Here is a 21,547-nt window from a genome sequence, read left to right as displayed (position 1 = left end):
CCGGCGCCGAGGCCGCCCCCCGGACGCTACTTCTTCCGGCTCCCGTGGCCCGAGATGTCGGCGATCCAGGTCACGAAGTCGCCGAGGTCGATGTTGGCGCCGTGGCCCTGGTCCCAGTAGAAGAGGTAGTTGACGTCGTCGCCGAGGTTGTCCAGGGCCGTGGCCAGGTTGGCGGAGACCGTCAGCGCGGTGTCGGTGTCCTTGGTGCCCAGGCGGATCCACCAGTGCTTGGAGCGCCGGGAGTTGGGCTGGTCGGTGATGAAGTGCATCGGGTTCATCAGCCGCAGCTTCGCGGGGATGTCGCTCGCGACCCGCTTGGTGCTCAGGCCCGTGGTGTCGTTCTTCGCGCCGTACGCCGTGAAGTGGCGGGCCTCGGTGGTACCGGTGCCGAACTCGTTGTTCTCGCCGGCCGACAGGTCGAAGGCGTCGAACGCGGGCGTGGTCTTCTTGCGGGCGCCGACGTGCGCGAGGTACTGCGACCAGGTGAAGGTCGCCTTCTCGCCGTCCCAGCCGATGTCCGTGTTGGCGGCCAGGTAGGTCTCGCGGTCGGTGTCCGACAGGGCCTTGAGGTAGGTGGTGGCCGACGGGCGGATGAAGGTGTCGAGGAGGTAGTCGTCGTAGTTGCGGGCGGTGAGCGGGCCGAAGCCGTCCATGCCGCGCAGCTTCAGGGACGCCTGGTACTCCGCGAACTGGGCCTGGAGCTGCTTGGAGACCGTCTGGTCTACGACCGCGCCGGTGGTCTGCGTGACGTTGGTGCCCCAGTTCCACTCGTAGGCGCCGTCGGCGTGCTCCAGGTCGGCGATCGGGCACCAGGCGCCGGTCGCGAAGACCGCGTCGGACGCGTCGGCGGCGCCGATCTCCTTGAGGTACTCGGCGTACAGCGGGCTGTCGCCGGACGCGCCGACCAGCGCGGACAGGGCGCCTCCGGCGCTGACACCGGCGGAGATGATCCGGTCGACGTTGCCGGGGATACGGCCCTTGTTCGACCTGATGTACCGTACGACCGCCTTGAGGTCGACGATCGCGGCGGGGGCCGTGCCGTAGTACTCACCACTGGAGTTCGTCAGCGAGCGGCCCCGGGCGCCCGGCTCCACGACGACGTATCCCGCCAGCAGGGCCATCTTCGGCATGGCGGCGGCACCGCCCCCGCCCGGCTCCGGCGTCGCGGTGGCAGTGGCGGTGGCAGACGCAGAAGCAGAAGGAGACGCGGACGCGGACGGAGACGCGGAGGCCGAGGCCGAGGGACCGCTTCCGCCGTTCGGGGGCGTCCCGGTCATCGCGGCGCCGCCGACACCCGTGGCCGTCGCGACGGAGGACGGCATGTAACCGGCGATCACATTGGACACGACGATCGGCGCGTCGCTCGCGTCCACGGCCTTGCCGTCGATCTCGACGGGCACGCTGACGATCAGGCTCTGGTACTCCTCGTCGACCGGCTTGGCGACGTACGTGATGGCCTTCCAGAAGTGGTAGGTCACCTGGTGGTCCTTCAGATCAGCGCCCGTGATGGTGGTCGTGATCTCCGTGTACGCGTCCGGGTCGAAGACCAGACCGCCGGAGGACGAGGAACTCGTCGCGGCCGACGCCTGCCCGCCGAGGGTGATGCCGCCGAGCGCCGCGACCCCGGCGGTCGCGCCGATTCCCATGACGACGGTCCTGCGCTGAACTGACTTGTGCTTCACGTCTGTTGACCTCTCCGGTACGCGGCCGGCCCCCCGGTTCCCACCGGCCTGCGGCTCCTGTCCTTTCGAACGTAGGCGGCATGTTGACGATATTGCCAACGATCTGCCGCCATTCACAGGAGATCGACATGAGCCGGCACCGCCGGTCGCAGTGGCTCTGAATTCCCTAAGTGTCGACGAAATTGTGGACGATTCTGTTGTGGCGGCCCTAGGGTCCGAAGGCGAACATCGATACGAGGGCGGTCACCGCCCTCGTACGTATCGACGTCCCCCACACGCGGCAGAAGGAGAAGAATCCGTGAAACGCCGGAGTGTCCTGGCCGGAATCGCCGCGGCAGCCGCCGCCCCCGCCATCGGTGCCTGCTCTTCCGACTCCTCCGCCTCGTCGAGCACCGCGGCGCGCGGGACCCAGCTGGCCGCGCAGAGCGGCAAAATCCTTGAGGCCACCGCCATCACCGAGGTGTTCGGCGACGGACAGAAACTCACCGCGGTGGCCCTCAGGTACGACACCGCGATCGACACGTCGAAACTGACCCGGTCCACGTTCAAGGTCACCGACAGGACCGTGACCAACGTCTACGCCAACACCTCGGCGGCGAAGGCCGGACACGGGATCAACGGCGAGTACGTCGTCATCGAACTCTCCCCGCTCGACGACGCGGCCCGTCTGTACGAGGACCACTTCTCCTCGGGCTCGTCGTCCTCCTCCGCCTCGCCGTCGGCCACCGCCTCGCCGTCGGGCTCTCCGAGCGGCGGTCCCGGCGGCGGGGGCGGTATGACACCGCCCACGCTGAAGACCGCGTCGGCCGAGGTGACCCAGGTCGCCGCGGTGACCACGGCCGCGGGCGGCATGTACGCCGCGAGCAGCGAAGCCGTCACGACGAGCAAGGTCGACAACCTGATCGTCGACGACTTCCAGCAGCTGAAGTACACGGACGCCGAGACCGGCAACTCCTTGCAGTACAACCTGTTCGTGCCGAAGAACTACGACCGGCACAAGTCGTATCCGATGGTGCTGTTCATGCACGACGGCGGCACGACCAGCACGAACCCGCTCATCACCCTCACCCAGGGACTCGGGGCCGTGATCTGGGCGAGCCCGAGCGAGCAGGCCAAGCACGAATGCTTCGTCCTGGCACCGCAGTTCACCAGCGAGACGGACGAGGGCAGCGACGGCAACGCGCCGGCCCTCAAGACCATCAAGGGCCTGATCGAGTCGCTGGCCGACAAGTACAGCATCGACAGGAAGCGGCTCTACACCACCGGACAGTCCGGCGGCACGATCACCTCGATCGCACTCGACTTCACCTATCCCGACCTGTTCGCGGCTTCCTTCCTGGTGGCCGGCCAGTGGGACGACCTCTCCCAGGTCAAGCCGCTGGCCAAGCAGAAGATCTGGGCCGTGGTGTCACAGGGCGACGAGCAGGCGTACCCCGGTATGACCGGAATCATGGACACCCTCGCGAAGGAGGGGGCGAAGATCAGCCGTGCCGTCTGGGACGGCCAGCTCACCCCCGGGGAGTTCGCCCCGTACGCCGCGGCCATGCGGGCCAAGAAGACACCGGTCAACTTCGTGGCACTGAAGAAGGGCACCGTGGTCTGGCCCGGCCTGGAGGAGAACAGCGTCGACAACCACGTCTGCACCTGGCGGGCCGCCTACACCATCGAGGGAATCAGGGACTGGCTCTTCGAGCAGAAGAGGTGACCGGGGCCATGGCGGGACGGCTCCTCGCCGGGCCGCCCCGCCATGACCGCTCGCTCAGGCGCCCCAGTCGGCGGGCGCGGTGGAGGCCGGCAGGAAGGCCACCCGGGTCAGGAAGTCCCTGAGCAGCAGCCGCCACACGTGCCACTCGTGGCCGCCGTCGATGAAGGCGGTCTGGACGTGGACGCCGGCGGCGGTGAGGTCGCGTACCGCGCGGAAGGGACCCCGGTGGATGGTGGAGAAGCCTGGGTTCACGGGATCCTGCCAGCCGCCGCCCACATAGACCGACACCTTCTTCATGGCGGTGACAAGGTCGTCGGAGAAGGTGGTGCCCGGTGGCAGTCCGGCGCTCATGATGCCGTAGTAGCCGAACTGTTCGGTGTTGTTGAGCAGGAGGTAGGAGGTACGCATGCCGCCCGCCGACAGCCCGGAGTACGCGCGGTCGGACGCCGAGGCCGACACGTTGTAGTGCGCCTCGACCCATGGGAACACGCGCTCGATGAGGTCGGTGCGGTGCAGCTGCTCGGCGGTCGAGGCCGCGTAGCCGGTCGCGTTGGGCATGACGACGACCATCGGCTCGATCTCACCGCCGTTGACGAGGTTGTCGAGGATGTTGGCCATGTCGCCCTGTGTGCTCCAGCCCATCTCGTCCTCGCCTCCGCCGTGGCTGAGGTAGAAGGTCGGGTACGGCTTGGAGCGCTTCGGGTCGTATCCCGGGGGCGTGTAGATCACGAGGTAGTTCTCGTCGGCCGGCGTCACGTGCCCCGGTGAGCTGTAGGTGACGTAGCGGAGCTTGCCGCGCGGGCCGTCGGTCGGCCCCTGCCAGGACAGGTCGACGGGGTCGAAGCGTGGGTCCGAGGGGACGTAGACCTGGCTGCGGTCGACGGCCCGGCCGTGGAGGACGCCGTCGACCACGTTCCAGGCCGGGTTGGCCGGGTCGGGGACCTGGCCGGTGGTGGTCGTGTCGTCGGCGTCGGCGTCGATGAAGAAGCCGTAGGTGAAGACGCCACCCGGCAGGGGGGTGGTGTGCGTCCAGACGCCGTCGCGGCCCTTGGCCATGTCGACGACCGGGAAGTTGGGGCTGGTGGAGTTCGGGTGGGAGGCCGGCACGTCGCCCGGCCGCCACTGCGCGGGCAGCAGTCCCGGGGTCGGCACGGTGTAGTCGGGGCCGGTCAGGCGCTGCGGGAGTTCGCTCGGCCGCTCGAAGTACCACTCGCCCTTGAGCTGGACGCGGGTGGCGCTCGGGGCGTGGTAGCGGAAGGTCACCTCGTAGCCGGTGGGGGCCTTGCCGGTGTGTCTGACGAGGGGCCCGTACCCGTCCTTGGTTCTCCCGTCCTCCGGGGCCGATGCGGTGGCGACGCCGGCCGTCGATCCGAGCAGCGACGCGCTGCCGACGGTGAGGGCCATGGCTCTGGCGGCTTCTCGTCGTGTCATTGACATGCGTGCGGCTTCCTTCCGCTGGTGCGGGTCAGCTTGAAGGGCTCCCTGAACTGGCGTTGTAGTAGCGGTCGCCGCTGTAGACGGCGGTGATCGTGCCGGTCCAGTGGCCGGCGAGAGCGGCCCGGCCGTGGACGAGCGCGACGGGGTGGCCGATGGCGACGCCGTCGGCCTTGAACTGGACGGTGCCGGTGGGGGTTTCGGGTTCGGCGGTGGACGCCGTCACGGTCGCCGTCAGCTGGTCCGCGCTCGCCGTCACCGTGGTGGCCGTGGCCCGGAACGCGACGCGGGTGAGGAAGTCGTGGAGCGTCTGCTGCCAGAAGGCCCAGGTGTGGCCGCCGCCGACGGAGTAGTACGTGAACGGGACGCCGGCGTTGATCATGCCCTCGCGTTCGGTGGTGGCCGTCATCATCGGGGCGTTGCCGCCGAGGTCCTCCTGGCCGATGGCGAGGTGGATGCCGAGGACCTGCTTGAGCTGCGGGTTGGTGTAGGCGGGGTCGACAGGGGTGCTGCCGGAGCCGGTGACGGTGACGGCCGGGGCTCCGGAGGCCGGAGACCACACGCCGTAGTACCCGAACTCGGTGGTGTCCTTGAACAGGAAGTTGTTGGCCTGGGTGCCATAGGCGGAGGTGCCCGCGAAGGCGCGGCCCGCGGCGGCGGTGGCGACGTCGTAGTGCTGCCGGACGTACGGGAGAACGTTGTCGGTGATCTCCGAGGTGTAGCTCGCGCCGCCGGCCAGGCCCGATCCGTCCGGCATGACGATGACGGCCGGCTGCACCCGGTGCCGGGCGATCAGGTTGTCGACGATCTGCCGGACCCGGCCGCGGGTGGGCCAGGCCGCCTCGGTCTCGCCGCCGCCGTGACTGAGGACGAACACCGGATACGGAGTCGAGCGCTTCGGGTCGTAGCCGGGCGGGGTGTAGACCGCCAACGGGTGCGTCCCCGTGCTGGTGTTGGCGGTCGGGTACGTAACGTCCGTGATCCGGCCGCGCTCACCGGCAGGAGCGTCGGCCGTGTAGGAGAGGTCGGCGGTGCCGAACTTCGGGTCGGAGGGGACGTAGACCTGGGAGAAGACGGCGGGCGAACCCGTGGTGCTCCAGGCGGGCACGGCCGGGTCGGTCTCGGCGGTGCAGCCGGTCAGCGTCGCCGACGCGCAGTTCGGGTAGAACTGGTAGTCGAAGGTGCCCGAGGGCAGCGGGACGGTGTACGACCAGACACCGGACTCGGCGTCCTTGGTCATCGCGGCCACGGCCCATGCCTCACCGGGCTGGTCCGGGGACTGGAGCGGGAAGTCGCCGGGCAGCCAGTCGGCGGCCGCGATCGGCGCGGCGTTCGTCGGGTCGGTGCTGGACGAGGCCGTCGAGGCGAAGGACCAGGTGCCCTTGATCCGCATCGACGTCGCCGACGCGTCCTTGACGCGGAAGGTGACCTCGTAGCCCGTGGGGCCCTTGCCGGTGTGCGTGACCGTCGGTCCTGACGACACCGCGGCCTTCGACGCGGCGGCCGGACCCAGCGACGGCGTCTGCGCATCCGCGGACGCGGGCACGAACACCGCCGCCAGCGCACCGGCCAATGCCAACACCGACGAACTTCGTCTGGGAATCGTGGGCATCCTGCGCTCTCTCCTTCTGCCCTTCGCACTCGGAGGGCACGGGCGTTACGCGCGACTGCCGACCAGCCATCAACTGCGTTCGTGATGTGGCTGAACTGGGACGACGCCTAGGTGCAACCAGGAAGGCAGCTTGGGGGCAGGGGAATAGATTTCAATAAGTGAACGCAATTTCGCGATCTGCATCGACTTTTCTAACGCCGTTCCAATCGAGGCGTCAACGGGTCTGACAGTCCTGTGCGATCACTGTGAGGGCCGTCGCCACCAAAAAGGGCGAGGCCCGAAGACCCCGCCCACCCCGTGGGAAACCCCAGCTCAGGGCCAAACCAGGCAGTACGGCTGATGCCCCGCCTCATGCAGCCGGTGGCTGAAGTCCTGCCACTCGTGCAGCAGTTGGTACACATTGAACGCGTCCCGCGGACCACCCCGGTCCGGGACCGTCGACCAGATGAAGGCCGCCGCGCCGACCGCTTCCTCGCCTATGCCGCGCAGGGGGTCCACGACCGTCATCGGCAGCTTCACCACCGCGTAGTCGGGGTGCAGGACGACCAGTTCCAGCGGGGGCACCTTGTGGAGCGGCACGCCTTCTATGCCCGTGAGGACCATCGCCGCCATCGTCTCCGGCTTGATCTTCGTGAACATGCCGTTCATGCCGAGCTCGTCGCCGCCGAGTTCCTCGGGGCGCATCGAGATCGGGACGCGGGCCGCGGTCGCGCCGTCCGGCGCGCCGAAGTACTTGTACGTCACCCCCACCCGACCACCATTCCTGCTCCCCGCCCGGAGCTGGTCGATCCGGCGGTCGCCCCGCCGCTCGCCCTGCTCGGACTCACTCGGTACACCTTGTCCCTGACGTGCCTCGGCAGCTTCCTCCGCCTCGCGTCGGTGCCTTCCCCGCCGGGCACGTCGAGGACCCAGGTCGTCAGTCCCCTCGCCCAGTCCGCCACCGCGATGCATATCTCCACCCGACTGCTTTTCTAGGACGCGTGGCCCCCGCCGCGCAACCCGATCATCGTGTCAGTGACCTCCCCCACGGCCGCCCGCCGAAACGTGCGTTGAAACACCTGTCCGCAGGATCTTCGCAGCCCCTGAACAAGCCTCCGTACACCTGTCCGTACATCTGTACGCAGATCCGTCCGTAGATCTGTACGTACACCTATACGTACGTGAAGGCCGTTCCAGCTGTGTGTATCAGGTCCCAGTTTCGCAGATCACTCCGGGCGGTGGCTGTCCCTCGGGTCGGCGGCGGCGCTGGCCTACCCTGAGGAGGTCACAGGCAACCGGAGCCCGAGAAGTCGAGAAGGTCGGAGAAGTCGCTGGTCATGAGCGAACTGCCATTTCCTTACGAAGCACCCGTGTCGCAGGCGCTGTTCGACCGCGCGGCCGCCGTCACGCCCGGCGGCGTGAACTCCCCGGTGCGCGCCTTCCGTGCGGTGGGCGGCACCCCCCGGTTCATGGTGTCGGGCAAGGGGCCGTATCTGACGGACGCCGACGGGCGCGAGTACGTGGATCTCGTGTGCTCCTGGGGGCCCATGATCCTCGGCCACTCCCACCCCGAGGTCATCGCCGCCGTCCAGGACGCCGTCTCACGCGGCACCTCCTTCGGCACCCCGGGCGAGGGCGAGGTCGCGCTCGCCGAGGAGATCGTCGCCCGGGTCGAGCCCGTCGAGCAGGTGCGGCTGGTCAGCAGCGGCACCGAGGCCACCATGTCCGCCATCCGGCTCGCCCGCGGGTTCACCCGGCGCAGCAAGGTGATCAAGTTCGCCGGGTGTTACCACGGTCACGTCGACTCGCTGCTCGCCGCGGCGGGGAGCGGGGTGGCCACCTTCGCGCTGCCCGACACCCCCGGCGTCACCGGCGCCCAGGCCGGCGACACGATCGTGCTGCCGTACAACGATCTGGAGGCCGTGAACGAGGCCTTCCACCGGCACCCCGGCGAGATCGCCTGTGTGATCACCGAGGCCTCGCCCGGGAACATGGGCGTCGTACCGCCGCAGCCCGGCTTCAACCAGGGGCTGAAGGACGCCTGCTCGAAGAACGGCGCGCTGTTCATCTCCGACGAGGTCATGACCGGGTTCAGGACCAGCCGGTCAGGGTGGTACGGCATCGACGGCGTCCGGCCCGACCTGATGACCTTCGGGAAGGTGATGGGGGGCGGGTTCCCCGCCGCCGCCTTCGGGGGCAGGGAGGACGTCATGGGCCATCTCGCCCCGGCCGGGCCCGTCTACCAGGCCGGCACCCTCTCCGGGAACCCCGTCGCGACCGCCGCCGGCCTCGCTCAGCTGCGGCTGCTCGACGACGCCGCCTACGACAAGGTCGACGCCGTGTCGGAGCAGATCCGGGCGCTCGTCACCGAGGCCTTCTCCAAGGAGGGCGTCGCGCACCGGGTGCAGCGCGCCTCCAACATGTTCTCCGTCTTCTTCACGGACCGGGACGTCCGTGACTACGAGGACGCCAAGAAGCAGGAGTCCTTCCGCTTCACCGCGTTCTTCCACTCGATGCTGGCGCAGGGCGTCTACCTTCCGCCCTCCTCCTTCGAGTCCTGGTTCGTGTCCACGGCCCACGACGAACAGGCCGTGCAGCGCATCGCCGACGCCCTCCCGGCGGCGGCCCGAGCAGCGGCGGAGGCGACCGCGTGAGCGAGCAGACAGGCGGCGAGATCACCGTCGTCCACGTGATGCGGCACGGTGAGGTCGACAACCCGGACGGGGTGCTGTACGGGCGGCTGGCCGGGTACCACCTCTCGGAGCTCGGACGGCAGATGGCCGACCGGGTCGCCGAGCATCTCGCGTCGCGCGATGTGACGTACGTCTGCGCCTCGCCGCTGGAGCGGGCCCAGGAGACCGCCACGCCGATCGCCAAGGCGCACGGGCTGGACCTCGCGAGCGACGAGCGGCTCATCGAGGCCGACAACGTCTTTCAGGGCAAGACGTTCGGGGTCGGCGACGGCGCGCTGAAGAAGCCCGGGAACTGGAAGTACCTCGTCAACCCCTTCCGGCCGTCCTGGGGTGAGGCGTACGTCGACATCGTCGTACGGATGATGCAGGCGCTGGACGCGGCGAAGGAGCGGGCGCGGGGGCACGAGGCCGTGCTCGTCAGCCACCAGCTGCCGATCTGGACCGTGCGTTCGTACGTCGAGAAGCGGCGGCTGTGGCACGACCCGCGCAAGCGGCAGTGCACGCTCGCCTCGCTCACGTCCTTCACGTACCAGGGCGACAAGATCGTGTCCGTCGGCTACAGCGAACCGGCCATCGACCTCGTCCCCGCCCACCTCCGGGCCGGCGCCAAGCCGGTACAGGGGAAAGGCAAGGCCTTCGGAGCCTGACACCTCCTCGGGCCGAAGCCCCAACCCCGAGGTGGGATATCCCCTTTGGGTTCCATGACACGTTCGTGACATTTGTTGCGAGATCCGCGTGATCGAGAGGAACCTCCCCGTTCGTCATGTCCTCTGACTGGGTGACCACCAGAGCACATGACGAATCGGGGTTGGAATGCGCACGCGTAGCGCTCTCTCGCGCAGGGGAATGCTCGGTCTCGGCGCGGGTGCCGTGGCGGCCGCCGGACTCGCCGGCTGCGGCACCCTCAAGCCGTCAGACGGGTCGAACCGGGCATCGGGTTCCCACAGCGAAGGCAAAGGAAGCGGCAGTACGTCCCACCCCGCCAAGCCCCTCGGCGACGGCTCGACCTCCTTCACCGGCAAGCAGCCCCACCAGCCGGCCAGGCCCGAGCCGCTGGAACCCGGTCAGACCCCGCCGCAGTTCGTCATCTTCTCCTGGGACGGCGCCGGCGAGGTCGGCAACGGCCTCTTCCCGCGCTTCCTCGACCTCGCCAAGCAGCACGGCGCGTCCATGACCTTCTTCCTCTCCGGGCTGTATCTGCTGCCCGAGTCGAAGAAGCGGCTCTACAACCCGCCGAACAACCCGCGCGGCGCCTCCGACATCGGCTACCTCACCGACGAGCACATCAAGGCCACGCTCACCAACGTCCGCCGCGCCTGGCTCGAAGGCCACGAGATCGGCACCCACTTCAACGGCCACTTCTGCGGCGGCTACGGCACCGTCGGCAACTGGACCCCCGCACAGTGGAGGAGCGAGATCCAGCAGGCCAAGGCCTTCGTCAAGGAGTGGCGCACCAACACCGGGTGGACCGACCTGCCCGCGCTCCCCTTCGACTACGAGAAGGAGCTCGTCGGCGGCCGCACCCCCTGCCTGCTCGGCCAGAACAACCTGCTGCCCACCGCCAAGGAACTCGGCTGGCGCTACGACGCCTCCTCGCCCGGCGGCCGCCAGGTCTGGCCGGAGAAGAAGCTCGGCATCTGGGACCTGCCGCTCCAGCAGATCCCCTTCCCGGGGCGCTCCTTCGAGGTGCTGTCCATGGACTACAACATGCTCGCCAACCAGTCCGTCAACTCCACCAACGCCCCCGCCTACAACTACCCGGCCTGGCGCACCCAGTCCGCACAGGCCTACATATCCGGCTTCAAGCGGGCATACGAGACCAACCGGGCGCCCTTCTTCGTCGGCAACCACTTCGAGCACTGGAACGGCGGCATCTACATGGACGCCGTCGAGGAGGCCTTCAAGCACATCGCCGCGGAGAAGGAGAAGGGCGCGGACGTCCGGCTCGTCTCCTTCCGGCAGTACGTCGACTGGATGGACGTACAGAAGCCCGAAGTCCTCGCCAAGCTGCGCACTCTCGACGTCGGACAGGCTCCCGCGGGCGGCTGGAAGACCTTCCTCAAGGAGACCGCGTCGACGCCTTCGTCGACCGCCTCCGCGACCTGAGGGGGGTGCGCAAGATCCTCAGAACGGGCATGCGAAACTTTTCACATGAGTGCCGCCAACCGCGCCCCCCTGCGCTCGAAACACAGCCGTGCCGTCCTGCTCACCGCAGTGGCCGCGGCCTCGGCGCTGACCCTGTCCGCGTGCAGCAGCGGGGGCACCTCCGGCGGAGGCGGTGACACCAACTTCGTCATGGGCAAGGACGGCATCTCCACCGTCAAGGAGGGGGAGCGGACCGCGGCGCCCGACCTGTCCGGCAAGACCGTCGACGGGGCGCAGCTCGACGTCGCCTCCTACAAGGGCAAGGTCGTCGTCCTGAACGTGTGGGGCTCCTGGTGCGCCCCCTGCCGCGCCGAGGCGCCCAACCTGGAGAAGGTCTACCAGGACCTCAAGTCCAAGGGCGTCCAGTTCGTCGGCATCAACACCCGTGACACCAGCACCGCGAACGCCGCCGCCTTCGAGAAGCAGCAGGGCGTCACCTTCCCCAGCCTGTACGACCCGACGGGCAAGCTGATGCTCCGCTTCAAGAAGGGCACGCTCAACCCGCAGGCCATCCCCTCCACGCTCGTCCTCGACCGGGACGGGAAGATCGCCGCCCGCTCGCTGGCCGCGCTCAGCGAGGACAAGCTGCGCAAGATGATCGACCCGGTCCTCGCGGAGAAGTGACGTGAGCGCACTCACCACGCTCGCCGCCGACGGCTACAACGGCACCGTGCTCAACGGCGCCCTGCTCGTCGCCCTGCCCATCGCCCTCCTCGGCGGCCTCGTCTCCTTCTTCTCCCCGTGCGTCCTGCCGCTCGTACCCGGCTATCTCTCGTACGTCACCGGAGTCGCCGGCACCGATCTGGCCGAGGCCCGGCGCGGGCGCATGGTGACCGGGGCCTCCCTGTTCGTGCTCGGCTTCACCGCCGTGTTCGTCTCCAGCGGGGCCCTGTTCGGCTACTTCGGCGACACCCTCCAGGACAACAAGGGCGTCCTGTCGAAGGTGCTGGGCGCGCTGATGATCCTCATGGGCGTCTTCTTCATGGGCCTGATGCCCTGGATGACCCAGCGCGAGTTCCGTATCCACAAGCGGCCCGTCGCCGGACTCGCCGGCGCGCCCCTGCTCGGCGCGCTGTTCGGCATCGGCTGGACGCCGTGCATCGGACCGACCCTCGCCTCCGTACTGACCCTCTCCTCGCAGCAGGGCAGCGCCGGCCGGGGCGCCATACTGACCATCGCCTACTGTCTCGGCCTCGGTGTGCCCTTCGTGCTCGCCGCGGTCGCCTTCCGCAAGGCGCTCGGCGCCTTCGGCTGGGTCAAGCGCCACTACGTCTGGGTGATGCGGATCGGCGGCACGATGATGATCGTGACCGGTCTGCTGCTGCTCACCGGCGCCTGGGACCGAATCGTGCAGGACATGCAGTCCTGGTCCGCCGGCTTCACCGTGGGGATCTGATCGATGAGCAAGACCACAACGGACGCGACCCCCGAGCGGGCCGACGGCACGCCCCCCGAGCGGGCCGACGACGCGGACCTCGGAGCCGCCGGCTCCCAGCTGTCCACGGCCCCCAGGGAGGAGCTGCCCAACCTGCCCTCCCTGGGCGTCATCGGCTGGGCCCGCTGGTTCTGGCGCCAGCTCACCTCCATGCGGGTCGCGCTGCTGCTGCTCCTGCTGGTCTCGCTCGGCGCGATCCCCGGCTCGCTGATCCCGCAGTCCGGCACCGACGCCACGAAGGTCGCCGACTTCCGCAAGGCGCACACCCTCCTGTCGCCGGTCTACGACAAGCTCGGCCTCTTCCACGTCTACAGCTCGGTGTGGTTCGCCGCGATCTACATCCTGCTGTTCGTCTCCCTCATCGGCTGCATCGTCCCGCGCACCTGGCAGTTCGTCGGCCAGCTGCGCGGCCGCCCGCCGGGCGCCCCCAAGCGCCTGACCCGGCTGCCCGCCTACACCACCTGGCGGACCGAGACCGAGCCCGAGCAGGTGCGCGAGGTCGCCCTCGCCCTCCTCAAGAAGCGCCGCTTCCGCGCCCACCTCGCCGGAGACGCCGTCGCCGCCGAGAAGGGCTACCTCCGCGAGATCGGCAACCTCGCCTTCCACATCGCGCTGATCGTGATGCTGATCGCCTTCGCCTGGGGCCAGCTCTTCAAGTCCGAGGGCAACAAGCTGATCGTCGAGGGCGACGGCTTCTCCAACACCACCACGCAGTACGACGACTTCAAGTCCGGCAACCTCTTCACCACCGACGACCTGGTGCCGTTCAGCTTCACCCTGGACAAGTTCACCGGCACCTACGAGACGAACGGCCCCAACCGCGGCACCCCGCGCACCTACCAGGCCGCCCTCACCTACAGCCAGGGCGCCTACGGCAAGGAGCAGAAGCGGACCGTCAAGGTCAACGAGCCGCTGTCGATCGGCGACGCCAAGGTCTATCTCACCGCCCACGGCTACGCGCCCGTCATCACCGTCCGCGACGGCAAGGGCAAGGTCGTCTACAGCGATGCCGTGCCCCTCCTTCCGCTCGACTCCAACGTCACCTCCACCGGTGTGGTCAAGGTCCTCGACGGCTACAAGAACGCCAAGGGTGTCAGCGAACAGCTCGGCATCTCCGCCTTCTTCCTGCCGACCTACACCAAGGGCAGCGAGACCGCCTCCACCTTCCCGGCGCTGGACAACCCGGTCCTCAACCTGACGCCGTACCACGGCGACCTCGGCGTCGACTCCGGTATCCCGCAGAGCGTGTACCAGCTCGACAAGTCGCACGTGAAGGAATACAAGGACGCCAAGGGCGCCCAGCTCCGCGACAACCTGAAGCCCGGCCAGACCATGAAGCTCCCGGACGGCGCCGGCTCCATCACCTACGAGGGCACCAAGGAGTGGGCGAACTTCCAGGTCGTCCAGCAGCCCGGCACCGACTGGGCACTCGCCGGCGCCCTCACCGCCATCTTCGGCCTCGCCGCCTCCCTGTTCATCCAGCGCCGCCGCGTCTGGGTGCGTGCGGTGGCCGGCCCCGACGGCGTCACCGTCGTCGAGATGGCCGGCCTCGGCCGCAGCGAGTCCGCAAAGGTCCCCGAGGAACTCGGCGACCTCGCCGGGATCCTGTACGACCAAGACGAAAAAACCACCCCCGAACCCGAAGTCGTACCTGCCGAAGGGGCTGAGAAGTGACTCTCGCCGCCGGAACAGAACTGGCCACCGCGACCAACGAACACCTCGCGAACATCAGCAACACGCTGATCTACTCCGCGATGGCCGTCTACACGCTGGCCTTCTTCGCGTACATCGCCGAATGGCTCTTCGGCAGCCGAAGCAAGGTCGGCCGTACCGCCGCCGCGCTCACCCCCGGCGCGGCCAAGGCCAAGGGCAAGGCGCCGGCCGTCACCGTGAACAAGGCCGGCGGCACCGCCGTACTGGAGCGGCCGAAGGTCGTCGTGCGGTCCGCGGCCGGGGCGCGGGACGTGCCCGACGGGCCCGGGGCGCACGGCGGGGACGAGCAGGGCGACCTCTACGGGCGTATCGCCATCTCGCTCACCGTGCTCGCGTATCTCATCCATCTCGGTGGCGTGATCGCTCGCGCGGCCTCGGTGGAGCGGGCGCCGTGGGGCAACATGTACGAGTTCAACATCACCTTCTCCGCGGTCGCCGTCACCGTGTACCTCGCGCTGCTCGCGCTGCGGAAGAACGTGCGCTGGCTCGGGCTGTTCCTGGTCACGACGGTCCTCCTCGATCTCGGCATCGCCGTCACTGTCTTGTACACCGCCAGTGACCAGTTGGTTCCCGCCCTCCACTCGTACTGGCTGTACATCCACGTCTCGACGGCGATCCTGTGCGGCGCGGTCTTCTACGTGGGCGCCGTCGGCACGCTGCTGTACCTCTTCAAGGACTCGTACGAGAGCAAGCTGGAGAGCGGCGGCACGCCCGGCCGCTTCGCCACGTCCTTCCTGGAGCGGCTGCCCGCCTCCGCCTCGCTGGACAAGTTCTCCTACCGCGTCAACGCGGCCGTCTTCCCGCTGTGGACGTTCACGATCATCGCGGGCGCGATCTGGGCCGAGTCGGCCTGGGGCCGCTACTGGGGCTGGGACCCCAAGGAGACCTGGGCGTTCATCACCTGGGTCGCCTACGCCTGCTACCTGCACGCCCGCGCCACCGCGGGCTGGAAGGGCCGCAAGGCCGCCTACCTGGCCCTGATCGCCTTCGGCTGCTGGCTGTTCAACTACTACGGCGTCAACATCTTCGTCAGCGGCAAGCACTCGTACGCGGGCGTCTGAGCCGTAACCGGCCCACACTGGTGTCATGAGCGGTTCCATCGCGCAGGGCACCAGCCAGACCCACGGGAGCACGCACATACTCCACTTCCTGGTGCGGCTCCCACGGCCGATGGAGGACGTCTGGCAGGCGGTGGCCACCCCCGCGGGAATCGCGGGGTGGTTCACCGCCGCCGACGTCCTGGAACCCCGGCTCGGCGGCGCGGTCACCCTGCGTGACCTGGGGAGCGGCCGGGTCACCGCCTGGGACGTGGACCGGGTCGCCGAGTACACGCTGGACGCCGGCGACCGGCTCCGTTTCCACCTGGAGCGGGACGGCGAGGACGGCACCGCCCTCCGCTTCACCCACGAGTACCCGGACGACGAGCGGCCCGAGCCCGGCTGGCGGGCCCGCTTCGAGCGGCTGCTCAGCCGACCGTGATCGAGTCCAGCTTCGCCCGCAGGTACACGTGCGAGTCCACGGCCTCGTACGCCACCCGCCCCACCGGGGCCGGCACGGACTCCACCAGCGTCCCCGGCGTGCACTCGCCGAAGTAGACGAGGGACATCAGCTCCTCCGCGGGCGCGTCCGCGGGCGGCGGCAGCACGCGGTGCCGGCCCGAGCGCCACCTGTCGCCCGTCCAACGGGCCATCAGGTCCCCGATGTTGATCGTGAAGGCCTCCGGGTCGAAGGGCGCGTCCTCCCAGCCGCCCTCGTCCGTGAAGACCTGGAGCCCGCCCTTGCCGGCCTGGCGGTCGAGGATCGTCACCGTGCCGAAGTCGGTGTGCGGGCCGATGCGGAACTGGCCCGGCTGCGGCTCGCCGATCACCTCGGTCCCCGGATACCAGTTGATGTTGAAGCCGTAGGTCGGGTGGTCCATGTGCCGGGAGAAGAAGTCGGCTTCCAGCCCGAGCGCCGTGCCCAGCAGCGACAGCAGCTGCTTCTCCAGCTCCGCCATCCGCTCCAGGTACTCCTCGCACAGCGCCCGCAGCTCGGGCACCTCCTCGGGCCACACATTGGGCGCGTACCACTCGGCGTTGACGACCGGGTCCTCGAAGGGCTCGTGGGTCGCGAAGGTCAGGGACTCCTTCAGGTCCGGCGGGGTCTCGGTGCCCTCCGAGTAGCCGTTGGCCTCGGCGCCGGGGCCGAGCCAGCCGCGGCCGCCGACCTTCACCTCGTACGCCTTCTTCGTCTCCACCGGCATCCGGAAGAAGGCCCGTGCCGCCTCCCGGATCCCGGTGCGCAGGGCCGGGTCCACCCCGTGCCCGGTGACCAGCAGGAACCCGGCCGTCTGGAGGGCCTCGTCGACGGTGCGGGCGATGCCTTTGCGGGCCTGCTCGTCGCCGTCCAGCCAGGGACGCAGGTCGATGGTCGGAACGCGCGGATTACTCACCGATGTCCTCATTCCACAGTGCCGGGTTGTTCTTGATGAAGTCGGTCATCATCGCGACGCACTCGGCGTCGTCGAGCAGCACGATCTCCACGCCGTGCTCGGCCAGCCAGTCGTGCCCGCCGTGGAAGGTCGCCGACTCGCCGACGACCACCCGGGAGATGCCGAACTGGCGGACCAGACCGGAGCAGTACCAGCAGGGCGAGAGGGTGGTGACCATGGTCGTCCCGCGATACGAGCGCTGCCGTCCCGCATCGCGGAACGCGGCCGTCTCTGCGTGCATCGAGGGGTCGTCGTCCTGGACGCGCCGGTTGTGGCCGCGGCCGAGGAGCGTGCCGTCGGCGCCGTAGAGCGCGGCGCCGATCGGGATGCCGCCCTCCGCGAGGCCGGCGCGGGCCTCGGCGACGGCGGAGGCGAGCCAGGTGCGTGCCAGTGCCTGATCCATGCGTTCCACTCTCCTGTGGCCGAAACACGAGGGCAACGTGCGGAAAGTACTCTCCCGGCATCCCGCCGCCGGACGAACTGTCCGACCCTTGGAGGTGCCCCATGGCCGCACTCACCCTCCGCGAAGTCCTGGACCTCGACCCCGTGCGCGCCGCCGAGCCCGCACTGCTGGCCGGCGAGAACGCCCTGGACCGCCCGGTGCGCTGGGTCCACTCGAGTGAGGTCTACGAGGGCGCGAACTTCCTCGACGGCGGGGAACTCCTCCTCACCAACGGCTTCGGACTGACCGACGCGGAGGAGGAGGTGCGGCGGCGGTACGTCCGTGAGCTCGCGGCCCGTGGTGCGGCCGGCCTCGCGGTGGAGGTGGGCCGCTCCCTGCCCCACATGCCGGCGGAGGTCGTCGACGAGGCCTGCCGCCTGGGCCTGCCGCTGCTCGCCATGCACCGGGTGGTCCCCTTCGTGCGCATCACGGAGGCGGCCAACCGCGCGATCGTCGCGCGCGGGCTCTCGGGCCGCTCGGTGGTACGCCCCTGGGGCGAGGACCACACGGCGGCCCTGCTCGCCGACCTGGCCGACCGAGCCCCCCTGAACCAGCCCGAGGTCGAGGCCCGCGCGGCCCTCACCGACTTCCACCCGGGCCCGGGCGCCCGCCTGATCGGGGTGTCGGTGTCCGGCACGCGGGAGGTGGGAGCGGTGGACCGTGCGGTACGGCTGCTGGGCGGCGGGGCGCGGGCGCTGCGGGCGGCGTTCCCGGGGGATGTGCTGGCGCTGGTGGCGTTGCCCGGGAGCGCGGGGCGGGGGAGCAGTGGCGGCATGGGCGTGGGGCGAGGGGGCGGCGGTGGTGCGAGTGTCGGCCGCGGTGGCAGCGGTGGCGGGAGTGTGGGGCGAGGCGGCAAGGGTGCGGGCGTCGGTGGTGGTGGCGGTGGGGGCGGTCGTTTGGTCGGGCGGGTCGGGGCCGGTGATCCCGTCCGTGCCGTCCAGGAGGCCTTTCGGGCCGCTGCCGACCCGGGGCTCACCGTCGCCGTGGGGCATGCCGTCGACGCCGCGAGCGGCTGGCTGCGCTGGAGCGACACCTTGCGGGCGGCCCGTACGACGCTGGAGCTGGCGCTGACCGTGCCGGCCGCCGAACCCGCCGTCCCCGACGGCCCGTTGGTGACGTCGGCCCGCGCCCTCGCCCTGGAACGCGAGCTGACCCGCGGCGGCATCGACACCAACCGCGACCGCCTCGCGCGCCTGGTCCAGCACACGTTGGGCCCCCTGCTGGCGTGGGAGGCGGCCCATCCCAGCGACCTGGTAAGGACGCTGGAGGTGCACCTGCGCCACGGCTGCTCACCGACGCGCACGGCGGCTCTGCTGCACATCGGGCGGCAGTCGCTGTATCAGCGGCTGGAGCGGATCGAGTCCCTGCTGGGGCTGGAGATCGACGACCCGGATCTGCTGGGGGAGTTGCTGCAGGCGGCCTGCGCGCAGCGGGTGGTGAGGGGGCACGCCGCGGGTACGGCGTCGTGGGGGCGTGTCGCACAGTTCCCCGCGCCCCTCAAGGGCGTTGCGCCCAGCGCAGGGTGACCTGGCTCGGGCCGTTGAAGGGGGCGTAGCAGGTCACCGTGGTCGGGGTGCGGAGGGTGTCGTCCTCGGCGAAGAGCTTCCGTGCCGCGTCGAAGGACACCTCGCCGGAGACGACCGGGGCGACACGGTCGTAGAAACTCCGCGACGGCTCCGGCAGCGGGGTGCCCGGCTCGCCCTCGTCCTCGCCCCAGACGTCCCACAGCAGGGTCTCCACCTTGTTGAGCATCGCCAGGTCGAGGCGGATGTTGCCGGCCACGAAGCGTTCGCCCCAGAACGGTCCCTCCTCGGGTGGGTGGAGGCCGAAGGCGTGCTGGTCCGCCCGCTTCTCGCGGATGGCCCGCCACGCCTCGCCCGCCACCAGGAAACGGTCCCTGGGGACGTCCATCGGGTCGAAGTCCACCTGCCAGTCGGCCGTGACAGCGGGGTCAGCGAGCTGGGGGTCGGCGAGGAGCCAGCCGCGCTTGTCGTCCCAGTACTCGGTGACCACGTGGTCGTGGTGGAAGCCGGTCGGGGCGAAGTAGTCGGCGAAGCCGGAGCGGATGCGGGCCGGGGTGCCCGTGTGCCGCAGGAACGAGCAGTGCAGCAGCGCGAAGTCCCGGCAGACTCCCACGAACCGGTCGCCCACCTCGCGCCGGCGGCCCAGCGGAGCGGCATCGCGGGCGACCAGGATCCGCAGGATGTCGTCGACGTAGCGGGTCTCGGCGTCGTTGTGGAGGCGGTCGGTCGGGTGGGTGTGGCCGAAGAGCGGGCCCTCGAGCCGGTGGATCAGCAAGTCGCGCGAGACGCGGGCGAGTTCGGCGGCGTCCCGCGGTAAGTCGGCGTAGAGGTCGGCCAGTTCGCCGGGGGTGGAGAAGGGGCTGTGCGAGGCGTATAAGTCGAGCGACATGCAGGCCTCCAGGTGGGCGTCATCGACCGCGTGTTCGAATGCGGGTCGGCGGACCATACCGTGTCAAAATTCGCCGCCGATTGTCCAGGGGCTTCTGTCGTTTCGCCGCCCGTGGGAGAACGGGCGGACGGGTAAGCGAATCCCCGGTCCCCGGCGTGTACGGGATGTGAAGGAGTTGGAGTTCGCGGAGTTCTATCGCAGCAGTCGGGACGTGTGTCTCAGGGCCGTGCTCGCCGGTGTGGGGGAGCGGCAACTGGCCGAGGACCTGGTGGCCGAGGCGTTCACGCGGGCGTGGGCGGTGTGGCCCAAGGTCGCCCGGCATCCGGCGCCGCGCGCCTGGGTCGTGCGTACGGCGCTCAACATCCGCGTCTCCTGGTGGCGCCGGCGTCGGCGCGAGGTCGCGCTGGGGGAGGGCCACGACGTCGCGGAGTCCCCGGGCGGGGATCCCGGCGTCGATCCGTCCCTGCTCGCCCTGCTGCGCCAACTGCCGCGCCGCCAGCGGGAAGTGATCGCCTTCCGGGTGTTCCTCGACCTCGACACCGAGGCCACCGCGAAGGCGCTGGGCATCGCGCCCGGCACGGTCACCGCCCACCTCTCCCGGGCCGTCGCGACCCTGCGCGGCCACCTCGTCCCGACCCCGGAGGCCGGAGAATGAACGAGCACGAGACAGACGTACTGGATGCCCTGAAAGCATCACTGGCCGACATCACCCTCGACGTTCCCGTCGAGCGGATCGTCGCCGACGGGCGGGCCCGGCGTCGTCGGCGCCGGATCGCCCTCGCCGCCGGTGCCACCGCGGTCGCGGCCGGGCTGGCGCTCGGTGTGCCGTCGTACGGGCACCCGTCCACGGCGCCGCCGTCCAGCGAGCTCGCGACCGGTGCCGGCACGGTGCACATCCGTACCGCCGCCTACACCGTCGACAGCCTCAAGGACGGGTCGGTGCGGGTGAGTTGGGACAAGCAGGCCTACTTCGACGACCACGCGGGGCTGGAACGGGCCCTGCACGACGCGGGGTTCCCGGTGCTCATCAAGGTCGGCGAGTTCTGCAAGGGGCCGGGCGACGACCAGAAGCTGGACGACTCCGGGGTCGGCGACGGTGTCGACCAGGTCATGAAGGGGCGGCGCGCGGCCGACGACAGGGTCACCTTCGACTTCCTGCCGGACGCCATGCCCGCCGGGACCGAGCTGTTCATCGGGTACCTGACCCCCGACCAACTGAAGATCACCGACGGCCGCCCGGGTTCCGTGGAACGCCTGGTCCCCACGAACACCCCACTGACCTGCTCGACCCAACTGCCGGACTTCGGCTGAGTGGAGGGGGCTGGGGCGGGGGGTGGTCGGCTGATTGGAGGGGCCGGTGGAAGGGGGCGGCGGTGGTCGGCTGATCGGAGGGGGCCGGTGGAGGGGCCGGTGGAGGGGCCGGTGGAGGGGGCGGCGGCCGGCTGGCTGGCCGGAGGGGGCTGGAGGGGGGCGTTGGTCGGCTGCCCGGAGGGGGCGGTGAGGGGAGGCGGCGGCCAGCTGGCCGGGGGCGGGAGAGGGGTGACGGCCGGTTGCCTGGAGGGGGTGGTCGGGGGTCGGCTGGCCGGAGGGGGCGGCGAAGGGGGGAAGTGGACCCTCGGTTGACCGGGCTGGCCGGTCAGGCCCGGCGGGCCCGGGAAGGACGCGCGGACGCGGTGATCGCGCTGTGCGGGGCGGTCGCAGGGGAGGGGAGGTACGGGCCGGTCGACAGCCGGAGGCGGCGGACCCGGGTGGGCCGTTGAAAGGTGAGGGCTGGGCGGCGGTGGTGTTGGTCAGCCGCCCACTCGCAGCTGGGTGGCGGTGGTGT

The 21,547-nt window shown here is 70.0% G+C and carries 19 protein-coding genes; 12 read left to right on the top strand and 7 right to left on the bottom strand.

The genetic code is table 11. From position 1 onward, the window contains the following. Nucleotides 1-26: 26 nt before the first annotated feature. A complete protein-coding gene (locus MQP27_RS48290) occupies nucleotides 27-1,646 on the bottom strand; it encodes a subtype B tannase (RefSeq protein ID WP_242778289.1) in 1,620 nt (539 codons plus the stop codon). Between the two features lie 334 nt (nucleotides 1,647-1,980). On the opposite strand from MQP27_RS48290, the gene MQP27_RS48285 reads away from it, so the two are divergent. Then, nucleotides 1,981-3,387 carry a PHB depolymerase family esterase gene (locus MQP27_RS48285; RefSeq protein ID WP_242778053.1) on the top strand — a complete coding sequence of 469 codons (1,407 nt, stop codon included), beginning with the start codon at nucleotides 1,981-1,983 and terminating at the stop codon, nucleotides 3,385-3,387. 54 nt (nucleotides 3,388-3,441) lie between these two features. On the opposite strand, the gene MQP27_RS48280 is transcribed toward MQP27_RS48285, so the two are convergent. The 3 genes from MQP27_RS48280 to MQP27_RS48270 all read right to left on the bottom strand — a co-directional run bounded on the left by MQP27_RS48280 (nucleotide 3,442) and on the right by MQP27_RS48270 (nucleotide 7,384). Then, entirely contained in the window at nucleotides 3,442-4,791 is a 1,350-nt protein-coding gene (locus MQP27_RS48280; RefSeq protein WP_242778050.1) for an alpha/beta hydrolase-fold protein, read from the bottom strand. Nucleotides 4,792-4,852: 61 nt separating this feature from the next. Beyond that, entirely contained in the window at nucleotides 4,853-6,433 is a 1,581-nt protein-coding gene (locus tag MQP27_RS48275) for an alpha/beta hydrolase-fold protein (RefSeq protein ID WP_242778048.1), read from the bottom strand. Nucleotides 6,434-6,745: 312 nt separating this feature from the next. Beyond that, nucleotides 6,746-7,384, bottom strand: coding sequence for a hypothetical protein (locus tag MQP27_RS48270; protein WP_242778045.1), 639 nt, complete (start codon nucleotides 7,382-7,384; stop codon nucleotides 6,746-6,748). 365 nt (nucleotides 7,385-7,749) lie between these two features. On the opposite strand from MQP27_RS48270, the gene hemL reads away from it, so the two are divergent. The 8 genes from hemL to MQP27_RS48230 all read left to right on the top strand — a co-directional run bounded on the left by hemL (nucleotide 7,750) and on the right by MQP27_RS48230 (nucleotide 15,877). Further along, complete coding sequence (gene hemL / locus MQP27_RS48265) at nucleotides 7,750-9,066, top strand: glutamate-1-semialdehyde 2,1-aminomutase (protein WP_242778042.1); 1,317 nt, start codon at nucleotides 7,750-7,752, stop codon at nucleotides 9,064-9,066. A gap of 38 nt (nucleotides 9,067-9,104) precedes the next feature. Further along, nucleotides 9,105-9,752 (top strand): histidine phosphatase family protein, encoded by a 648-nt coding sequence (locus MQP27_RS48260; protein WP_242778286.1) that lies wholly within the window; start codon nucleotides 9,105-9,107, stop codon nucleotides 9,750-9,752. Nucleotides 9,753-9,918: 166 nt separating this feature from the next. After that, nucleotides 9,919-11,211: a polysaccharide deacetylase family protein gene (locus tag MQP27_RS48255; RefSeq protein WP_242778039.1), complete on the top strand. Its 1,293-nt coding sequence runs from the start codon at nucleotides 9,919-9,921 to the stop codon at nucleotides 11,209-11,211. Between the two features lie 45 nt (nucleotides 11,212-11,256). Further along, a complete protein-coding gene (locus MQP27_RS48250; protein ID WP_242778036.1) occupies nucleotides 11,257-11,874 on the top strand; it encodes a TlpA family protein disulfide reductase in 618 nt (205 codons plus the stop codon). Between the two features lies 1 nt (nucleotide 11,875). Then, the gene (locus MQP27_RS48245; protein WP_242778033.1) at nucleotides 11,876-12,646 is read left to right on the top strand and encodes a cytochrome c biogenesis CcdA family protein; all 771 of its coding nucleotides are present in this window, start codon (nucleotides 11,876-11,878) and stop codon (nucleotides 12,644-12,646) included. A 3-nt stretch (nucleotides 12,647-12,649) separates the two neighbouring features. Then, nucleotides 12,650-14,359 carry a cytochrome c biogenesis protein ResB gene (resB, locus tag MQP27_RS48240; RefSeq protein WP_242778030.1) on the top strand — a complete coding sequence of 570 codons (1,710 nt, stop codon included), beginning with the start codon at nucleotides 12,650-12,652 and terminating at the stop codon, nucleotides 14,357-14,359. Then, nucleotides 14,356-15,459 carry a c-type cytochrome biogenesis protein CcsB gene (ccsB, locus tag MQP27_RS48235; protein WP_242778027.1) on the top strand — a complete coding sequence of 368 codons (1,104 nt, stop codon included), beginning with the start codon at nucleotides 14,356-14,358 and terminating at the stop codon, nucleotides 15,457-15,459. The genes resB and ccsB overlap by 4 nt, the downstream gene beginning before the upstream one ends. A gap of 25 nt (nucleotides 15,460-15,484) precedes the next feature. Further along, entirely contained in the window at nucleotides 15,485-15,877 is a 393-nt protein-coding gene (locus MQP27_RS48230; RefSeq protein WP_242778024.1) for an SRPBCC domain-containing protein, read from the top strand. On the opposite strand, the gene MQP27_RS48225 is transcribed toward MQP27_RS48230, so the two are convergent. Both MQP27_RS48225 and MQP27_RS48220 read right to left on the bottom strand, forming a co-directional pair. Next, a complete protein-coding gene (locus tag MQP27_RS48225) occupies nucleotides 15,864-16,841 on the bottom strand; it encodes an isopenicillin N synthase family dioxygenase (RefSeq protein WP_242778022.1) in 978 nt (325 codons plus the stop codon). The two genes, MQP27_RS48230 and MQP27_RS48225, sit on opposite strands and share 14 nt — an antisense overlap. Beyond that, entirely contained in the window at nucleotides 16,822-17,271 is a 450-nt protein-coding gene (locus MQP27_RS48220) for a nucleoside deaminase (RefSeq protein ID WP_242778017.1), read from the bottom strand. The genes MQP27_RS48225 and MQP27_RS48220 overlap by 20 nt, the downstream gene beginning before the upstream one ends. A 101-nt stretch (nucleotides 17,272-17,372) precedes the next feature. On the opposite strand from MQP27_RS48220, the gene MQP27_RS48215 reads away from it, so the two are divergent. After that, nucleotides 17,373-18,836, top strand: a complete 1,464-nt coding sequence (locus MQP27_RS48215; RefSeq protein WP_242778014.1) for a PucR family transcriptional regulator — start codon at nucleotides 17,373-17,375, stop codon at nucleotides 18,834-18,836. Here MQP27_RS48215 and MQP27_RS48210 read toward each other — a convergent pair. Further along, nucleotides 18,808-19,722, bottom strand: coding sequence for a transglutaminase-like domain-containing protein (locus MQP27_RS48210; protein ID WP_242778011.1), 915 nt, complete (start codon nucleotides 19,720-19,722; stop codon nucleotides 18,808-18,810). The two genes, MQP27_RS48215 and MQP27_RS48210, sit on opposite strands and share 29 nt — an antisense overlap. Nucleotides 19,723-19,888: 166 nt before the next feature. Here MQP27_RS48210 and MQP27_RS48205 point away from each other — a divergent pair, with 166 nt between their 5' ends. Then, complete coding sequence (locus tag MQP27_RS48205; protein ID WP_242778008.1) at nucleotides 19,889-20,377, top strand: sigma factor-like helix-turn-helix DNA-binding protein; 489 nt, start codon at nucleotides 19,889-19,891, stop codon at nucleotides 20,375-20,377. Then, nucleotides 20,374-21,033, top strand: a complete 660-nt coding sequence (locus MQP27_RS48200) for a hypothetical protein (RefSeq protein WP_242778005.1) — start codon at nucleotides 20,374-20,376, stop codon at nucleotides 21,031-21,033. The genes MQP27_RS48205 and MQP27_RS48200 overlap by 4 nt, the downstream gene beginning before the upstream one ends. Nucleotides 21,034-21,547 lie beyond the last annotated feature (514 nt).

This window comes from Streptomyces cylindrosporus, assembly GCF_022698165.1.
Lineage (GTDB): Bacteria > Actinomycetota > Actinomycetes > Streptomycetales > Streptomycetaceae > Streptomyces > Streptomyces cylindrosporus.
Note: the sequence above shows the minus strand (reverse complement) of the source record. Positions and strands in the feature narration are given on the sequence as shown.